Annotated in this window: 13 protein-coding genes; 6 read left to right on the forward strand and 7 right to left on the reverse strand. The window is 71.7% G+C overall.

The window, feature by feature from the left end:
• Nucleotides 1-596: 596 nt before the first annotated feature.
• A complete protein-coding gene (locus tag IG08_RS0138180; protein WP_030613934.1) occupies nucleotides 597-1,982 on the forward strand; it encodes an MFS transporter in 1,386 nt (461 codons plus the stop codon).
• Nucleotides 1,983-2,041: 59 nt separating this feature from the next.
• Here IG08_RS0138180 and IG08_RS0138185 read toward each other — a convergent pair whose 3' ends face one another.
• From IG08_RS0138185 to lnt, 4 genes are all read right to left on the reverse strand, one after another.
• Nucleotides 2,042-3,967: a helix-turn-helix domain-containing protein gene (locus IG08_RS0138185; RefSeq protein ID WP_030613940.1), complete on the reverse strand. Its 1,926-nt coding sequence runs from the start codon at nucleotides 3,965-3,967 to the stop codon at nucleotides 2,042-2,044.
• 76 nt (nucleotides 3,968-4,043) lie between these two features.
• Nucleotides 4,044-4,844, reverse strand: a complete 801-nt coding sequence (locus IG08_RS0138190) for a 3-hydroxybutyrate dehydrogenase (RefSeq protein WP_030613943.1) — start codon at nucleotides 4,842-4,844, stop codon at nucleotides 4,044-4,046.
• A gap of 54 nt (nucleotides 4,845-4,898) precedes the next feature.
• Entirely contained in the window at nucleotides 4,899-5,378 is a 480-nt protein-coding gene (locus IG08_RS0138195) for an NUDIX hydrolase (protein ID WP_030613946.1), read from the reverse strand.
• 68 nt (nucleotides 5,379-5,446) lie between these two features.
• Entirely contained in the window at nucleotides 5,447-7,060 is a 1,614-nt protein-coding gene (gene lnt / locus IG08_RS0138200; RefSeq protein ID WP_030613949.1) for an apolipoprotein N-acyltransferase, read from the reverse strand.
• Nucleotides 7,061-7,312: 252 nt separating this feature from the next.
• On the opposite strand from lnt, the gene IG08_RS0138205 reads away from it, so the two are divergent.
• Entirely contained in the window at nucleotides 7,313-8,323 is a 1,011-nt protein-coding gene (locus IG08_RS0138205; protein ID WP_043456267.1) for an O-antigen ligase family protein, read from the forward strand.
• 2 nt (nucleotides 8,324-8,325) lie between these two features.
• Here IG08_RS0138205 and IG08_RS0138210 read toward each other — a convergent pair whose 3' ends face one another.
• Nucleotides 8,326-8,871: a hypothetical protein gene (locus IG08_RS0138210; RefSeq protein WP_030613953.1), complete on the reverse strand. Its 546-nt coding sequence runs from the start codon at nucleotides 8,869-8,871 to the stop codon at nucleotides 8,326-8,328.
• Nucleotides 8,872-8,992: 121 nt separating this feature from the next.
• Nucleotides 8,993-9,778 (reverse strand): glutamate racemase, encoded by a 786-nt coding sequence (locus IG08_RS0138215; RefSeq protein WP_030613955.1) that lies wholly within the window; start codon nucleotides 9,776-9,778, stop codon nucleotides 8,993-8,995.
• A 57-nt stretch (nucleotides 9,779-9,835) separates the two neighbouring features.
• Here IG08_RS0138215 and IG08_RS0138220 point away from each other — a divergent pair, with 57 nt between their 5' ends.
• Nucleotides 9,836-11,014 (forward strand): glycosyltransferase, encoded by a 1,179-nt coding sequence (locus IG08_RS0138220; protein WP_030613957.1) that lies wholly within the window; start codon nucleotides 9,836-9,838, stop codon nucleotides 11,012-11,014.
• A 4-nt stretch (nucleotides 11,015-11,018) separates the two neighbouring features.
• Here the strand turns inward: IG08_RS0138220 and IG08_RS0138225 are convergent, their stop codons facing one another.
• Nucleotides 11,019-12,260, reverse strand: a complete 1,242-nt coding sequence (locus IG08_RS0138225; RefSeq protein ID WP_030613960.1) for a TerD family protein — start codon at nucleotides 12,258-12,260, stop codon at nucleotides 11,019-11,021.
• Between the two features lie 296 nt (nucleotides 12,261-12,556).
• Between IG08_RS0138225 and IG08_RS0138230 the strand changes: the two genes are divergently transcribed.
• From IG08_RS0138230 to IG08_RS0138240, 3 genes are all read left to right on the forward strand, one after another.
• Nucleotides 12,557-12,988 (forward strand): DUF6643 family protein, encoded by a 432-nt coding sequence (locus IG08_RS0138230; RefSeq protein ID WP_030613963.1) that lies wholly within the window; start codon nucleotides 12,557-12,559, stop codon nucleotides 12,986-12,988.
• 42 nt (nucleotides 12,989-13,030) lie between these two features.
• Complete coding sequence (locus tag IG08_RS0138235; protein WP_030613966.1) at nucleotides 13,031-13,855, forward strand: MOSC domain-containing protein; 825 nt, start codon at nucleotides 13,031-13,033, stop codon at nucleotides 13,853-13,855.
• 181 nt (nucleotides 13,856-14,036) lie between these two features.
• Nucleotides 14,037-14,642, forward strand: coding sequence for an Rv1733c family protein (locus IG08_RS0138240; protein WP_030613969.1), 606 nt, complete (start codon nucleotides 14,037-14,039; stop codon nucleotides 14,640-14,642).
• Nucleotides 14,643-14,693 lie beyond the last annotated feature (51 nt).

The following is a 14,693-nucleotide window of genomic DNA, read 5'->3' on the forward strand; positions in this document are numbered from 1 at the left end:
GACGACAGCACCCAGCCGCCCGCCGGGACCCTCCACGCTCACCCACACATGCCAGAACACACTCCCACCCAGCCACACCCCAGCAGTTCTCCACCCCCTGGCCATGGCCATCGGCAATCGCCACACGGCCCGGCGGCACCATCATCCACTCCGACCACGGCATGCAGTTCGGCTCCTGGGCTGTCACCGAACGTGCCCGGTCCTCCGGTTTGCTGCCCTCGATGGGATCGGTCGAGGACTGTGCGGACAACGAGATGATGAAATCGTTCTGGGCCCGCGTTCAGATGGGACTGCTCGACCACGGACGGAGCGCACCGGCCTGGAGCTGTCCCCCCCCCTGTTTGAGTGCCTCGCCCGATCCCCAACGCCACACCTGTCCGCGCAAACTGCTCAGCTCTAGCAACTGACGCGTCCTGGACAGCAGTCATTCCGTCCCTCAACAAGCCCCTGAGCCGCCGCTCCGCGAGCGAGCATGGTGGTCTGACGCATAGCCGTGCCCCGAACTATGTTGTCCCACCACATGTGCGCCTGACCTGCGTGTTTCTACGGTGTGCCGACACGTACCCGTCCCCACCGCACACGAGGAAGTGGCGCACATGGCCTCCGCAGCAACCGCTCCACCGACGCCGAACAACCTGAAGCGCATCGTCGCCGCCAGTCTCATCGGCACCACCATCGAGTGGTACGACTTCTTCCTCTACGGCTCCGCAGCCGCCCTCGTCTTCAACAAGCTGTTCTTCCCGGACTCCGACCCGCTCGTCGGCACACTCCTGTCGTTCCTGACGTACGCCGTCGGATTCGCCGCCCGGCCGCTGGGCGCCCTCGTCTTCGGGCACTACGGCGACCGGCTCGGGCGCAAGAAGCTGCTGGTGCTGAGCCTGCTGCTGATGGGCGGGGCGACCTTCGCGATCGGGCTACTGCCGACGCACGCGACCGTAGGAGCCGCCGCTCCCGTACTGCTGACCGTGCTGCGTCTGGTGCAGGGCTTCGCGCTCGGCGGCGAGTGGGGTGGGGCGGTGCTGCTGGTGTCCGAGCACGGGGACGCGCGGCGGCGCGGCTTCTGGGCCTCGTGGCCGCAGACCGGGGCGCCGGCGGGGCAGTTGCTCGCGACGGGTGTGCTGTCCCTGCTGACGGCCGTCCTGTCGGACACAGCGTTCGTCAACTGGGGCTGGCGGATTCCCTTCCTGCTCTCCGGTGTGCTGGTGATCGTCGGTCTGTGGATACGCCTGTCCGTCGACGAATCGCCCGTGTTCAAGCAGGCGTTGGCGCAGGCGGAGGCCCGCAGGGCGGCCGGCACCTGCGAGGTCGAGAAACTGCCGCTGGTCTCCGTGCTGCGGCACCACTGGCGTGACGTGCTGATCGCGATGGGCGCGCGCATGGCGGAGAACATCAGCTACTACGTCATCACCGCGTTCATCCTCGTCTACGCCACCACGTCGGCCGGTGTCTCCAAGCAGACCGCGCTGAACGCCGTGCTGATCGCGTCGGCCGTGCATTTCGCGGTGATCCCTGGTTGGGGCGCGCTGTCGGACCGCGTCGGCCGCCGTCCCGTGTACCTGCTGGGCGCGGTCGGCATAGGTCTGTGGATGTTCCCGTTCTTCTGGCTCATCGACACCGGCGGCTTCGGCAACCTGATCCTCGCCGTGACCGTCGGGCTGGTGCTGCACGGCGCGATGTACGCACCCCAGGCCGCCTTCTTCTCCGAGATGTTCGCGACCCGGATGCGCTACTCCGGCGCCTCCATCGGCGCCCAGTTCGCCTCGGTCGCGGCGGGCGCGCCCGCACCGCTGATCGCCACCGCGCTGCTGTCCGACTACGGCAGCTCCACCCCGATCGCCCTGTACGTCATCGCCGCGGCCGTCCTCACGGTCGTCGCGGTGGGAGTCGCCAAGGAGACCCGCCACCGCGACCTGGCCGAGGTGGAGCCCGCCGCCGACGCCGAGCCCGCCGCAGCCCGGAAGGCCGACGCGCGTACCGCCTGAGCGACCGCCTGACCGGCCCCCGTACGCCCGCGCGTACGGGGGGTCAGTGCTGCGTCGGGTCAGTGCTGCGCCGGTGCCGACAACAGGTGCAGCCGTAGGGCGAGTTGGATCTCCAGGGCGCGGGCGGGGCTCTGCCAGTCGTCGCCGAGCAGGCGGCCCACGCGCTCCAGGCGCTGGGCGACCGTGTTCACATGGACGTGCAGTTCGTCCTTGGTGCGGGCCGGGCTCATTCCGCAGGCGAAGTACGCGTCGAGGGTGCGCAGCAGATCGGTGCCGCGCCGGTCGTCGTACGCGACGACCTGGCCGATGGTGCGCTCGACGAAGCCCGCGATGTCCCGCTCCCCGGCCAGGAGCAGTCCCAGGAACCCGAAGTCCTCGGCGGCGGCGCCGTTCCCGGAGCGGCCGAGGAGCCGCAGGGCGTCGAGGCAGCGGCGGCCCTCTTCGTAGGCGGCGGCCACCGTGTCGGGGTGGACGGCGAGGTCCTCGACCGGGGCGGAGGCACCGACGGTCACCGCCTCGTGGACGGCGGTGCCGAGCTCCCGTGCGGTTCGGCGGGCCAGGTCGGTGGCGGTGTCGCCGGCGGCGAGGGGCAGCAGCAGGACGGTGCCGCCGTCGCGGGCGGCGGCCAGTCCGTGCCGGGTGGCGGCGAGGTGCGAGGCGGCGGACCACAGGCGCCGACGGGCGGCGGCCTCCTGGTCGGCGTCGGCCGCCGTCCCGTCCAGGCGGGCGGCGAGCACGACATGGGTGGCGTCGAGGTCGGCGTGCAGCCGCGAGGCCCGCTCGCGCAGCAGGCGCGGGTCGCGGTCGCGGGCGTCGAGCAGGTCGTCCAACAGCTCGCCGCGCACGCGCTGTTCGGCCTCGGCGGCGGACCGTCTGGCGAGCAGCAGCAGCGAAGTGACCATCGCTGCGCGTTCCAGGGTGCGTTGGTCGACAGGGTCGAGCCCGGGGTGGCCGCGCAGCACGAGCGCGCCGAGCTGTTCGCCTCCGGCGGCGACCGCGGCGATCCAGTCGTCCTCGTGCCGTACCGCGTGCCCTTCGGTACGGGACACCTCCAGCGCCCCGGCCGGAGCGGCGGCCGCCTCGGCGAACTCGACGGTCCCGTCGAGGATTTCGGAGACAGCGGCCGCCACGTCGTGGACGCCGCCGCCACGCAGCACGAGTTCGGCGAGCCGGTCGTGGACGTCGGAGGCACGCTCGATGACACCGCTGTGGTCGCGGATGATCTCGTTGGCCCGCTCCAGTTCGGTGAGGGCCGAGCGGGTCTCGGCGAGCAGGTTCGCGGTGTCGATGGCGGCCGCGGCCAGCGCGGCGAAGGAGCCGAGCAGCGCGATCTGCTCCCGCTCGAAGACCCGGGCGCGCCGGTCCGCCGCGAAGAGGACCCCGATGACGTGGTGTCCCAGCATCAGGGGCACGCCGAGGATCGCGACCAGGCCCTCGTCCCGGACGCCGGCGTCGATGGCGCGGGTGTGCTGGAAGCGATCGTCCTCGAAGTAGTCGTCGGTGACGTACGGACGGGCCGTCTGGGCGACCAGGCCGCCGAGCCCCTCGCCCATTCCGAGCCGCAGTTGCTGGAAGCGGGCCGCGACCGAGCCCTCGGTGACCCGCATGTAGGTGTCACCGCGCACCGTGTCGTTCAGGCTGAGGTACGCCACGTCCGTGCCCAGCAGTGACCGGGCGCGCTGCACGATGGCCTGCAACACCGCGTCCAGGTCGCGCAGTCCGGCAAGGTCGTGGGCGGTCTCGAAGAGCGCCGACAGCTCGGCCTCCCGCCGGCGCCTGCCCTCCAGCTCCGTGCGTACACGCAGCGCGAGCAGTTTGGCCTGCTCCAGGGCGGCGATCCGCTCGGCCGGCAGTCCCTCGGCGCGGGCGAGCAGCACCGGCTGTTCGTACGTCTCGGCGGCGGCACCCCGGGCCAGCAGCTCGAGGAATGGCACCTCGGCGCTGCTGACGGGGCGCTCGGCGGACTGCACGTGATCGCGGGACATGCTCACAGGATTCCTCATCGCACCGTCACCTCGTCAGCCCTGTGGACAACTCCGCACGCGGCCGGTTCTCAGCCCTTCAGTGCGCCGTCCAGCCCCCGTCGAGCACCAGCGACGTACCGGTCACGAAGGAGGCGTGCGGACTGCACAGGTACGCCACGGCCTCGGCGACCTCCCCCGGCTCGATGAGCCGCTTGACCGCACTGTCCTGCAGCAGCACCTCGGACAGCACGCGCTCCTCGGGGATCCCGTGCGCCCTGGCCTGGTCGGCGATCTGCCGCTCGACCAGTGGGGTGCGCACATAGGCGGGGTTCACACAGTTCGAGGTGACGCCGTGTGGCGCGCCTTCGAGGGCGGCCGTCTTGGACAGTCCCTCCAGGCCGTGTTTGGCGGCCACATAGGCCGACTTGAAGGCGGAGGCGCGCAGACCGTGGACCGAGGACACGTTGACGATCCGCCCCCAGCCCTGCCCGTACATGTGCGGCAGGGCTCCGCGGATCAGCCGGAACGGCGCCTCCAGCATCACGGTGAGCACCGTGTGGAACACGTCGGGCGGGAACTCCTCGATGGGGCGCACCAGTTGGAGCCCGGCGTTGTTGACGAGGACGTCGGTGCCCGCGGCGGCGTGTTCGGCGGCGTCCAGGTCGGTGAGGTCGAGGACGTGCGGCTCGACGGTGCCCGTCAGGCCCCGGGACTCCTCGGCGAGCACCTCCAGCCCCGCGGCGTCGCGGTCGACCGCTCTCACCTTGGCCCCGGCGGCCGCGAGCCGCAGCGCGCAGGCACGGCCGATGCCGCCGGCGGCGCCGGTGACGAGGGCGGTACGGCCGCCGAGGTCGAGTGCGGGGGCGTGGGGTCCCGGAAGGGCGCTGCGAGCGGTCATGCCCCGACCCTAGGCAGCGCCTGTCCGCCACCCCATGTGGTCAGCGCCCATACTTCACTCGGGACTCGTGGGGTCGAACCATGTGGGTGCATCAGACATCGCCATCTTGATCCTCAGCAGACCGAACTCGTTCAGCTGCGGCAGGGCGTCCACCGCGAACCAGCCCACCTCCAGCGACTCGTCGTCGTTGACCCGGGCCTCGCCGCCGACCGCCCGGCACAGCAGCGAGATGTCCATGTACTGGCAGGTGTCGCCGTTGCCGTAGGTGACGGGCTTCAGTGCCTGGACGAGGACGACCCGCTCGACGACGGCCCGCACGCCCGTCTCCTCGTGGATCTCCCGCACGGCACAGGCAGCCGGCTGCTCCCCCGGCTCCGGGATGCCGCCGATCAGCGACCACTTGCCGGTGTCGGAACGGCGGTTGAGCAGCACCCGGCCCGCGTCGTCGAAGACGACCGCGCTGACGCCGGGCAGCCACAGCGGTTCGTGACCGATGGATTCCCGCAGGGTGCGGATGAAATCAGGAGTAGCCATGATCCCGACCCTAACGGGCCGGTTCCACGACTCTCCCGTGCTCCGAGGGACGTACGACCGGCGTACGGCTACGCGTCACCGGCGCGTCGCCCGCGCACTCCGGCGCCGATCGCCCAGCCGAGTGCGCCCGCGGCGACCAGCACCAGAGCGATCTCCGGCAGGATCCCGAGCTTCGTGGCCGGCGTCTCGGACGACCGCAGCGGCACCTTCTGGACCAGTGAGTCGGCCACGAACATGCCGGTCTTCTGCGTGATCTTCCCGTCGGGCATGATGATCGCGCTGACGCCGCTGGTCACCGGCACGGTGACGGTCCGGCTGTGCTCGACGGCGCGGACGCGGGACATGGCGAGCTGCTGGTAGGTCATCTCGCTGCGGTCGAAGGTCGCGTTGTTGCTCGGCACGGAGATCATCTGCGCGCCGTCGGTGACCTCGGAGCGCACGGCCCAGTCGAAGGCGGCCTCGTAGCAGGTGACCAGGCCGACCTTGGCGCCGTCCATGTCGAACACGCCGGGCTTGCTGCCGCGGCTGAAGTCCTGGCTGACCATGGAGGTCCACTGCTTGTTGATCGCGCCGATGAGCGAGCGCAGTGGCAGGTACTCGCCGAACGGCTGGATCTGCCGCTTGTCGTAGGTGTCCGTGGGCCCCTTGACCGGGTCCCACAGGATCTGCTCGTTGTAGAGCTTGCCGTCCCGCTCGACGACGCCGCCGACGGAGATGGGGGCGTCGATCGCCTTGGCCGCCTTGTCGATGACGGCATACGCATCCTCGTAGACGAAGGGGTCGATGTCCGAGGAGTTCTCCGGCCACAGCACGATGTCGGGCTTCGCGACCTTGCCCGCCGCGACCCGGGCGGCCAGCCGCTCGGTCTCGCGCGCGTGGTAGTCGAGCACGGCCCGGCGCTGGGCGTTGAACTCCAGTCCCGCCCGGGGCACGTTGCCCTGGATGACCGCGACCGTCACGGTGCCGTCCTCGGCCTTGTCGCTCACCAGCGTCCGGGCGGCCAGCGCTCCCACCACGGGGACGGCCACGCTCAGCAGGGCGACGGCCGCCGCCGAGCGCCGCACGGCACGGGTACGCCGCCCTTCCACGACCAGGCGCACGACCTCGTACAGACCGAAGCCGCACAGGGCGACCGCGAAGCCGAGGACCGGAGTGCCGCCCACCGCGGCGAGCGGCAGGAAGACGCCGTCGGCCTGTCCGAAGGCGATCTTGCCCCAGGGGAAGCCGCTGAACGGCACACGCGCGCGTGCCGCTTCTCCGGCGATCCACACCGCGGCCGCCCACACCGGCCAGCCGGGCAGCTTGGACACCGCGGCGACACCCACGCCGACCAGCGCGACGAAGATCGCCTCGATCGCGACCAGCGCGAGCCAGGGTCCGGGGCCGACCTCCACGCCGGTCCACACCAGCAGCGGCAGCAGGAAGCCCAGACCGAAGAGGTAGCCGAGACCGAGGCCCGCCTTCCAGCTGCGGCCGCGCAGCACCCAGCCGAAGACGGCGAAGGCCGGAAGGGCCAGCCACCACAGGGTGCGGGGCGGGAAACTGACGTAGAGCAGCACTCCGGAGAGCGCCGCGACGGCGGCCGGGACGAGACGCATGAGCCTGGCGGTCCAGCGCGATGCGGGCGCGGACTGCGGTTCCAGCTGGTCCGAATCGTCCACAGAAGTTGCGGTGACGGTCACTCCGGGAGTGTACGGCGGTTGACCTTGGGGCCGACAGCGCGGTCCAGTCGGTGGCGGTGGGCACGCTCCCGCGGATCCGCCGCGTCGCACTGCGCATCTCAACGCAACTCGTCCACAAATCGCCCATCAGCCGTTACGGTGAGCCAGAGTCTCTGTCGGGGGGACCGGGGTTCGGGGGGCGGGGTGGGTTCCACGGGGGTGACGTCTGCGGCCGGTTCGGAGGACGGCGACAGACGAAACGTTTCTGATGCGATGGGCATGGTGGTGCTCGGGGCCTGTGCCACCTGGTCCCTGATCACCGCGGCCGTGCACGACGGCCGCCCGGAGGGCGTGCTGCTCGCGCTGCTGGCCGTGGCCGCCGGTTATGCCGCCGGCCGGATCTGCGGAGCGCTGCTGCCGGTCGCCGCTCCCTGCGCCGGCGCGCTGACCGGGCTCGGGCTGACGGTGGGCGTCCCCCACCTCGCGCCCGGCCCCGAGTACGTCGCACCGCTGGGTCACGCGGGTGCCACGGCCGCGCTGCTGACGCTGTCCGCCGGTGCCGCGTGCTGCGCGGCCTGGGCCGCGAAGGCCCCGGCGCTGCGGCTCGCGCTGTGTGTACTGGCGGCCGGGATAACGGCGACCGCGGCCGTTCTCGGTTCGACCTCCGGTTTCGTCGCCTGTGTCGCGGTGCTGCTGTGCTCGCTCGCCGCCGGCCGGATGCACCGCCGCGGCGTGGGCATCGCGGGACTGGCCCTGACCGCGGCCTTGGCGACCGGGCTGACCTGGGCGGTGGCCGGCAACGCGGTGCCGGACGGGCTCGCCGCGTCCCTGGAGGGCCAGCTGACGGGGCACCGGATCGACCTGTGGCACGACGCCCTGCACCTGGCGCGCGCGGACGCGGCTCTGGGCGTGGGACCGGGCCGCTTCGGGGAGCTCAGCACAACGGCGTCCCAGTCGCTGCTCCCCGACGGCAAACCGCATTCGGCGCCCCTGCAGCTGGCCGCCGAACAGGGTGTCGTCGGCGTGGTCCTGCTGGCGGCGGCGTTCTGCTGGCTGCTGCACGCACTGTGGCGCTCGTCGCGGCCCACACCGGTCGTCCTCACAGCGGGCGCGGCCCTGACGGTACTGGCGGCGATCGCCGCGGTCGGGAACGCGCTGAGCTTCACCACGGTGTCGGTGGGTGCGGGACTGCTGGCGGGCCTGGCCACGGCACGCCCCCTCGCCGACGAGTCACCGCAGAGGGAGACGGACGTACGCCCGCGCAATGACCGCCTGACTCCGTGAACTCAGCGCACCGGACCTGCGGCGGTGGGCCGCAACCGGTCCCTGATGATGCGTACGGCGGCCTCCGCGTCGTCCACGGTGATCGTGAACGTGTGGCCGTCCCACAGCTGCAGCACCACGCCCTCGCCGCGTCGTACGACGACGGCGGTGCCCTTCTCGGGCCGCCAGCGGTAGCCCCAGCCGCCCCACTGGCGCGGATTGACATGCGCGTCGAACTCGGCGCCGGCGACATGCGACAGGGGGATGCGGCGGCGCGGCACGCCGACGTGGCCGCAGCGCACTTCCAGGGAGTCCGTATCGACCTTCAGGGCGACGTGCACGAACGCGAGGGTGAGGAAGAGGACCAGTAGCCCGGCCGCGATGCAGCCGACGACGGCCATGACGAGCGGGGCGATGCCGGACGTCCACGCCGAGTCGACGGCGAGCTCGATGCCGAGCGCCACGATGGCGGCGCCGCCGAGCGCCAGGAGCCACTGGAACCGGTTGGAGGCACGTCCGGTCCAGACCTCGGGGTGCGAGGCGTGCTCGCCGCGGGGGTGGTCCTTCATGCCTAAGAGATTACTCAGGTTTTGCCGCAGGGATAGCGCGATGCGGAGGGTGACTGGGCCGGGCGGGCGCGCGCCGGACGCGAAACGTCCGCTTTGCCCTCACCCGGCGTACACCGCGGGGTCACCGGGCGGGGGTGACCGCCTGGAGGAGCCGTCCTTCGTCGTAGGCCAGTGCGGGCGCGGGCAGTGCGCCCTCGCGTCCGCTCAGCAGCACCGTGATCGTGCCGTCGGCCGCCGCCCCGGGGGCGGGCTGCTCGCCGAGCCTGCGCAGCGCCTGGGCGGCGACCGCTCCGGCGGAGCCGTGCAGGACGAGCGGCGGACGGCCGGGGCGCTGCACGGCGGCGCGGATGCGCTCGGCGACCAGTTCGTAGTGGGTGCAGCCGAGGACGACGGTCGTCACGTCGTGGGGGGTCAGGGCCGCGGCCGCAGCGACGGCGGCGTCGATCGCGGCCTCGTCCGCGTGTTCCACCGCCTCGGCGAGCCCGTGGCAGGGCACCTCGGTGACCGGCACGCCGTCGGCGAACTCCTCGATGAGCCCGCGTTGGTATGGGCTGCCCGTGGTGGCGGGTGTCGCCCAGATGGCGAAGGGACCGCCGCCGGCCGCGGCGGGCTTGATCGCGGGGACCGTGCCGATGACCGGCAGACCGGGCTCGAGGCGGGCGCGCAGGGCGGTGAGGGAGTTAACGGTGGCGGTGTTGCAGCCGATGATCAGGGCGTCGGGGGCGAGCGCGGCGGCGGCCTCGGCGACGGCGAGGGCACGCTGCGTGACGTCCTCGGGAGTCCGCGGACCCCAGGGCATGCCGTCGGGGTCCAGGGAGAGCACGAGATCGGCGTCGGGCCGCAGGCGCCGTACCGCGGCAGTGGCCGCCAGCAGACCGATTCCGGAGTCCATGAGCGCGATCTTCACCCGGCCACGATAGACGATGAGCCGTTGCGGGCCGGTCCGGTGCGGCAGACTGCGCGCGTGAGCGTCATCGCGTGGACTGCCGCCGTATCACTCGCCGCCTGGCTGTGGCTGCTGCTCTGCCAGGGCTTCTTCTGGCGGACGGACATCAGGCTTCCCGAGCGGCGGGAACCGGACGACTGGCCGTCGGTGTGTGTCGTCGTGCCGGCCCGGGACGAGGCCGCGGTCCTGCCCGCGAGTCTGCCTTCGCTGCTCGCGCAGGACTATCCGGGGCGGGCGGAGGTCTTCCTCGTCGACGACGGCAGTGCGGACGGCACCGGGGAACTGGCGCACGAGCTGGCGCGGCGATACGGCGGGCTGCCGCTGACCGTGTCCTCGCCCGGCGAGCCGCCGGCGGGGTGGGCGGGCAAGCTCTGGGCGGTGCGCCACGGCATCGGCCTGGCACGCGCGCGTGACCCCGAGTACCTGCTGCTGACGGACGCCGACATCGCCCATGAGCCGGAGAGCCTGCGCGAGCTGGTCGCGGCGGCCCGCACCGGGGGCTTCGACGTCGTCTCGCAGATGGCCCGGCTGCGGGTGGAGAGCCTGTGGGAGCGGCTCGTCGTGCCGGCCTTCGTCTACTTCTTCGCGCAGTTGTATCCGTTCCGCCGCATCGGCAGGCGGGGAGCGCGGACGGCGGCCGCGGCGGGCGGCTGTGTGCTGCTGCGAACCGAGGCGGCCGAGCGGGCACGGATCCCGGACGCCATCCGGCACGCCGTCATCGACGACGTGGCCCTCGCGCGGGCCGTCAAGGGCGGTGGCGGCCACATCTGGCTGGGGCTCGCCGAGCGGGTGGACAGCGTGCGTCCGTATCCCCGACTGCACGACCTGTGGCGCATGGTGTCGCGCAGCGCGTACGCGCAGTTGCGGCACAGCCTCCTGCTGCTCCTCGGAACGGTGGCCGGGCTCGCGCTGATCTATCTGGTGCCGCCCGTGGCCATGGTCGCGGGCCTGGCCACGGGGCGTACGGCGGCCGCGGCCCTCGGTGGTCTCGCGTGGCTGGTGATGACGGGGACGTACATCCCGATGCTCCGTTACTACCGGCAGCCGTTGTGGCTCGCTCCCCTGTTGCCGTTCACCGCCTTCCTCTACCTCTTCATGACGGTCGATTCCGCGGTGCAGCACTACAGGGGGCGCGGCGCGGCCTGGAAGGGCCGCACCTACGCGCGCCCGGACGCCGTCGTCGGCGACGAGACCTGAGCGCTCACTTCCTGCCGGGCGTCCAGTTCATGCCCCACCCGTAGACGTGGTCGACGGTCCGCTGCGGGCTCACCCCGCGCTCGGGCACCAGGTACCGGGCCTCGCGCTGCACGACCAGATCGCTGCCGGTGTTGGTGATCAGGGCGAGGGCGCAGACCGTCGAGGGCACCGTGCACTCGTCGAGGGTGAAGTCGATCGGGGCGCCGTGCTGTGGCTGGAGCGTGACCGTGGCGTGCAGGTCGGCGAAAGAGCGTGCACCCTCATAGATGGTCACGAAGACGAGGACGCGCCGGAGCTCCTGCTTGTGGTCGAGGTTGACCGTGAGGTTCTCGCCACTGCTCACGGCACCGGTGCGGTCGTCGCCGTCGAGGTGGATGTACGGCGGCTGGTGCAGGGCCCCGAAGGCATTGCCGAGTGACTGTACGACTCCCTTGCGGCCGTCGGTGAGTTCGTACAGGGCGCACAGGTCGAGGTCGAGGTCGGCGTGCATGGCGACGGCACGGCCGAGTTTGGCGCCCCACCCCGAGAACTGCTTGTGGACCTGCCAGTTGAGGTTCACGCGCAGGGCTCCGGAGGTGCCGCCCTGCTTGGCCAGGGAGACCGAGGGCGCCGCCTTGGTGAGCGTGACCTTGGTCAGCCGGACCGGTGCCGCTGAAGGTCCGGGCGGTGGGGGCGACGGCATGGTCACCGGGGGCGCGACCGATGGCGCGGCGGGCGCCGCCTGCTGCGGTTCGTCCACCGTGATGCCGAAGTCCGTGGCCAGACCCTCCAGGCCGCTGCCGTAGCCCTGCCCGACGGCACGGAACTTCCAGGCGCCCTGACGGCGGTAGAACTCGCCGAGCACGAAAGCGGTTTCGACCGTGGCACCTTCGCTGTCGAACCGCGCGGCCACGGTGCCCGCCGCCGCGTCCCGGACCTCGATATAGAGGTCGGGGACCTGCGCGAACGTGCCACCGTCGACGGAGGCAGCCAGGACGACGGTCTCGATCGCGGGCTCCACGCGCGCGAGATCGACGAGGAGGGTGTCGGTGACCCGCCCGCCGTCGTTCCGTTTGCCTTCGTGACGGACCGCTCCGGAGGAGTGCGCGGGCTGGTTGTAAAAAACGAAGTCGGCGTCCGAGCGGACTTTTCCCCCGACCAGCAGCAACGCCGAGGCATCCGCGTCGGGCACACCGGGTCCGGAACGCCAGCCCAATTCGACTCGCAGTGCCGTCGTCGGAACCGGAGCGTTCGATCCTTTCGGCATTGGCATGTCCGCTCCCATCACGTGTCAGCAGGCCAGGACGCACCCCGGCGGTCGATCGACTTTTACCCGCTCAACCTATTCCCCAGGACAGCGAACTCCCATGAGCAGCACAGGATGACCGGTGGTCAACCCGCGGTAACCGGTCGGGAACTCGGCTTTTACACGATCCGACCATGGCCCGGCGCCCCATTTTGCCAAGTTCGCTCGCATTGGGGATCCCGCGTCACTGCCGACACGGAAAACAACCCTCTTATCGGTCTCCCCAACCAGCACATCGTGGGCTTAACTTATGTGCCATGACCTCCCCCCGCTCCACTTATGGCGGCGGCTACTACTCCGCCTCCTTCCCGGACACTCCGATCTACGACTCGCTCGTGGCCGAGCGGGGCACCCCGCAGATCGCTCCGATCCGGGTTCCTGCCGCGTACGACGTTCCAGCCAGCCACCTGCCCGCGCTGCCGTCCGCACTGCCCGCTCTTCCCGCGGGTCCCTCCCAGCCTTCCTACGGCTACCCGCAGGCGCAGCAGCCCTCCCCGCTGCAGCAGGCGCCCGCCGCGTACATCCCGCAGCAGGCCGCCGCGCCGCGCGGTTACCCCGGCCCGCAACAGCAGCAACCGCGCCAGGCCGGTCCCGGCACGGGCTACGAGGCAATGCGCCCCGCGGCTCCCCGGCCCGCCCCGGCTCCCTACCAGGACCCGTACAACAACCAGCAGTACCGCGGGTACTGATTCCCCACCCGGGCTGTCCGTGCCGCCTGGCACGATGACCTCATGGGGAACTCGCAACTGCTGTCGATCCACGTCCATCCGGTCAAGGCGCTCCGGGGCCCGGCTCCACGGGAGGTCGACGTGGAGCCCTGGGGGCTGGCCGGAGACCGGCGCTGGGTACTGATCGACGACGGGGGAAAGGTCGTCACACAACGCCAGCAGCCGCGCCTCGCGCTGGCCGCCGCCGAGCCTCTGGCCGGCGGCGGCGTGCGGCTGTCCGCGCCCGGCATGGATCCGCTGTCCGTGCCGGTGCCCGAGCCGGACCGCACCCTCACGCTGGAGATCTTCCGCGACAAGGTCGAAGGGGTGCCCGCCGACGAGAACGCGCACGCCTGGTGCAGCGAGTACCTCGGCGCCGAGGTGCGCCTCGTGCACATGGACGACCCCGCCACGCGCCGGGCCGTCGACCCGGAGTTCGCGCTGCCGGGTGAAACCGTCTCCTTCGCAGACGGCTACCCGCTGCTGCTCACCTCCGCAGCCTCCCTCGACGCTCTGAACTCCCTGATCTCCCAAGGCCCGCACGCGGCCGAAGGCCCCCTGCCCATGAACCGTTTCCGGCCGAACGTGGTCGTCGAGGGCACCGCCGCCTGGGCCGAGGACGACTGGTCGAGCATCGCGATCGGCGAGGTCGCCTTCCGGGTGGCCAAGATGTGCGGGCGGTGCGTCGTGACCACGACCGACCAGACCACCGCCGGCCGCGGCAAGGAGCCCCTGCACAGCCTGGGCCGGTTCCGCCGTTTCGGCAGCAAGCTGGTCTTCGGGCAGAACCTGGTGCCCCGGTCCCGCGGCACGATCCGGGTCGGCGATCCGGTCAGGATTCTCGAATAGGAAGAAGATCCGTTCTCGGGGCGGGAGGGCGGGAACCCGGCCCGGGGGCCCGTGCGTTGGGGTTTGGTGAGAAGTGCGTGAGAGGACCCGGTCACAGGTGATTTCGCTCTCTCTTTGACCGTCCTCGCGCGTGATCGGCTCCGGCCGGGGTTATCACGGAGCGGGAAGGGGGTGCGGGACCGTGCGAGCAATCAGTGGACTCTGGCGCTGGCGGCGCAACCCGCTGCGCCGCGGGACGGATCTGGCCGAGGCCTGGATGGCCCTCGGGGCCCTGCTGTTGATCCTGGTGGCCGGACCCGTGCTCGGCACCCTCGTCGGCGGCGTCGCCCAGGACGCGCTGCAGCGGTCCGTGAGAGAGCAGCGCGAGGCCCGCCAGCCGGTGACGGCCACCGTGATCCGCAAGCTGGACAGCTCCCCGTTGGACGCCGACCCCGAGACCTCCACCGGGCGGTCCCTGCGCAGCCGCGTGTTCGCCGACTGGACCGCGCCCGACGGCACCGCGCACCAGGGCCCGGTCATGGCCAACCTCCGGAGCCCACACCGCGGCGACCACTTCACGATCTGGACGGACCTGCACGGAGGCCTGTCGGCCCGACCCCTGGACTCCGCCACGGCGACGACCCATGCCGTCCTCGCCGGGTTCGGCGCGGCCCTGCTCACCACGGGCCTCGTCGAGGGCGGCAGACGGTTCGCGGTCTGGCGCATGGTCCGTCGCCGGTACGCCCGTTGGGACCAGGCCTGGGACCGGGCCGGCCCGGACTGGGGCAGGACCGGCACCGGCAGCTGACAGCCTTCCCGCTCTGGTCAACCCACCGCCCGCGCGCACGCTACGGTGGAC

This window comes from Streptomyces fulvoviolaceus (genome assembly GCF_000718165.1).
In the GTDB taxonomy this organism is placed as follows: Bacteria; Actinomycetota; Actinomycetes; order Streptomycetales; family Streptomycetaceae; genus Streptomyces; species Streptomyces fulvoviolaceus.